General features: G+C 72.6%; 3 protein-coding genes. 2 read left to right on the top strand and 1 reads right to left on the bottom strand.

The features are described from left to right. The coding region (locus tag AB0I76_RS26115) for a helix-turn-helix domain-containing protein (RefSeq protein ID WP_357040635.1) at window positions 1–637 on the bottom strand (637 nt) is incomplete at its 3' end. A gap of 304 nt (window positions 638–941) precedes the next feature. Here AB0I76_RS26115 and AB0I76_RS26120 point away from each other — a divergent pair. Then, window positions 942–2144 carry an NAD(P)/FAD-dependent oxidoreductase gene (locus AB0I76_RS26120; RefSeq protein ID WP_357040639.1) on the top strand — a complete coding sequence of 401 codons (1203 nt, stop codon included), beginning with the start codon at window positions 942–944 and terminating at the stop codon, window positions 2142–2144. A 73-nt stretch (window positions 2145–2217) separates the two neighbouring features. Next, on the top strand, window positions 2218–3088 hold an 871-nt coding region (locus AB0I76_RS26125; protein WP_357040642.1), incomplete at its 3' end, for a condensation domain-containing protein.

Here is a 3088-nt window from a genome sequence, read left to right on the forward strand (position 1 = left end):
GCGGTTCGATGGAGGAGTGCGCATGCAGCCGGAAGGCCCGTACAGGTTCACCCATACTCTGGGAGGTCGGTGTCGCGACCGGGCCCAGGCCGGTGGCGGAGCCGGCCGGTGCCGGGCCGGCGGCGAGGACGAGCAGGCGGTCCCGGTGATCGCAGTGCAGTCCGACCAGTTCCGCGCCGTCCAGCGCCAGGTCGGGCAGTCCGGGCAGGCGGAAGACGGCGGGCTCGGTCGGACGCAGCCCCCAGCGCCGCCAGATCCGGGCCACCGTGCCGTTGGAGAGACCCAGCTCGACCCCGAGCGCTCGGCTGGACCAGGCAACCCCACCGGGCGGTGCGGTGCACAGCGTCCGCAGCACCACGTCGGTGTCCTGCACCAGCGGTCGGCGGCCGGGGCGTAGCCGGTCGCGTAGGCCCGGAACACCCTCCTCGGCGTAGCGGCGCAGCCAGGTCGCCACGGTCGGCCGGGTGGTGGCCAGCCGGCGGGCCGTCTCCGCGTACGACAGGCCGGTGGCGGCGGTCAGCACGATGGCGGCGCGCAGTGGTTCCCCACCCCGACGGTCACCTGTGGACAGGAAGACGAGAGCCTTCCGGTCCTCCGGCGAAATGGCGATCGCCCGTTTCTGTGCCGGTTGCCCCATCTATCCAACCCCCCGGATCGAATTGCACACGTCGAGTTCGGACGGTATGGCCGCGCCAATGAGACGGTCAATCGCATGGCTGCGGCTAGGGGACGTCCGAGCAGTTCATTCCCCACGATAAGGGCAATGTCTACGCGCCGTAGGGGGGTCTTCCAGCACTGCGTGACCGCGTTGTCCCGGTACCCCGAAAATGAGCCCCACACATTGATGTGTCGTAAATATCTTTACGTTTTCCGTATGGCCTTGGGATCGTCGGCCGTCGCACCATGGTGACACCCTGCCGGGCGGTTTTCGAGGAGTCCGCATGTACGACGCGATCGTCGTCGGTGCGCGCTGCGCCGGTGCCACCACCGCGATGCTCCTGGCGCGGGCCGGGCACCGGGTGCTGCTGCTGGACCGGGCGAGCTTTCCCAGCGACACGATGTCCACCCACTACGTGCACCCGCCGACCATCGCGCGGCTGGCCGGCTGGGGCCTGCTGGACAGGCTGCGCGCCAGTGGCTGCCCGCCGCTGGAGGTGTCCCGCTGGACGCTCGCCGGGGTGCCGGTGACCGGCTGCGCGCCGGCCGTGGACGGGATCCGGGCCGGCTACGGCCCGCGCCGCTTCGTCCTGGACACCCTGCTCGTCCGGGCGGCCGAGGCGGCGGGCGCCGACCTGCGCGAGGAGTGCAACGTCACCGACCTGCTCTGGGACGGCGACCGGGTGGTCGGGATCCGGGCCCGAGGGCCGGGCGGCGAGTTCACCGAGCGGGCCCGGGTCGTGATCGGGGCGGACGGGCTGGACTCCGTGGTCGCCAAGAAGGTGCGGGCGCCGAAGTACGAGGCCGTGCCCTCGCTCTGCTGCGTCTACTACACCTACTGGAGCGGGTTCACCGCCGACTACGAGGTCTTCGTCGACCATCGCCGGCTGGTCGGGGCGGTACCGACCAACGACGGCCTCGTGATGGTCTGCGTGCAGGCGCCACGCGAGGAGTTCGACGAGGTCCGCAAGGACATCGAGGGCTCGTACCTCCGCTCGCTGGAGCTGGCCGCGCCGAGCGTCCTGGAGCGGGTCCGGTCCGGCCGGCGCGAGGAACGCTACGTCGGCACCGGCCGACTGCCGAACTTCTTCCGTCGGGGCAGCGGCCCGGGTTGGGCGTTGGTCGGCGACGCCGGCTACCACAAGGACTCGATCGGGGCCAACGGGATCAGCGACGCCATCGGACACGCCGCGCTGCTCGCCGAGCACCTGGTCCCGGCGCTGGCCGGGGAGCGGCCGGTGGACCGGGCCCTGGTCGACTACACCGTCCGGCGCGATCGGGAATCCCTGCCCACCTACCACTTCAACCTCCAGGCGGCCCAGCTGCGCCCGGCCGACGAGCTGCTCGACGTGCTCCGGGCGATCCAGGGCCACCAGGAGCAGATGGACCGTTTCTTCGGCTTCATCTCCGGGATGTACGGCTGGCCGGAGTTCGTCGACGGGGTGACCGCCGCCCTGGGCACCCCGGCCGGCGCTCCGGGCCGATGACCACCGTCCCCCGCCGGCGGCGACGCCGGCGGCCGTCCCGCCCCGACGACCCGAGACCCTGGCAGGAGAAATCATGACGGCGCCTGACCTACTGTCCGAACTGCACCGCCGCGGTGTGCGGCTGCGCCTGGTCGACGACCGGCTGGACGTCCGGGCCGCCGCCGGCGCGCTCACCCCGCAGCTGCGGGATGAGCTGCGCGAGCACCGGGACGCGCTGGTCGCGCTGCTGCGCCGGATGTCCGACGGCGGCGCACCGCCGGAGATCGTGCCCCGACCCGCGGAGCGGTACGAGCCGTTCCCGCTGACCGACATCCAGCACGCCTACTGGGTGGGGCGCAACCCGGCGCTGCAGCTGGGCGGCGTCGCCACCCACTACTACTTCGAGCTGGACGGGCTCGACCTCGACCCGGCCCGGCTGGCGGAGAGCCTGCGCAGGGTGATCGACCGGCACGACATGCTCCGCGCGGTGGTCGACCCGGACGGGCGGCAGCGGATCCTGCCCGAGGTGCCGCCGTACGACCTGCCGGTGGCCGACCTGCGCGCGGTGCCCGACGACGAACGCTGGGCCGCGCTGGCCAAGACCCGGGCGGAGATGGGGCACCACCTGCTGCCGCCGGAGCACTGGCCGCTGTTCGACCTGCGTGCCTCGCTGGTCGACGAGCGCCGGATCCGGCTGCACGTCAGCATCAACGTGCTCATCATGGACGCGTTCAGCCTCCAACTGCTGTTCCGCGACTGGCGACGGTTCTACACCGACCCGGACTGGGCGCCCGAGCCGCTGCCACTGTCCTACCGGGACTACGTCCTGGCCGAGGAGGCGGCCCGGGAGGGCCGCGAGTACCAGGCTGCCGAGGCGTACTGGCGGGACCGGTTGGACAGCCTGCCGCCCGCGCCGGCCCTGCCGCTGCGCGCCGGTGCCGTCGGCGGCCCCGGGCCCGGCGCCG

Origin of the sequence: Micromonospora sp. NPDC049799, assembly GCF_040656655.1 — a bacterium.
Taxonomy (GTDB): Bacteria; Actinomycetota; Actinomycetes; order Mycobacteriales; family Micromonosporaceae; genus Micromonospora.

Coding starts and splice junctions, on each gene's coding strand:
- AB0I76_RS26120 (WP_357040639.1), top strand. CDS start 942: ATGTACGACGCGATCGTCGTCGGTGCGCGCTGCGCCGGTGCCACCACC.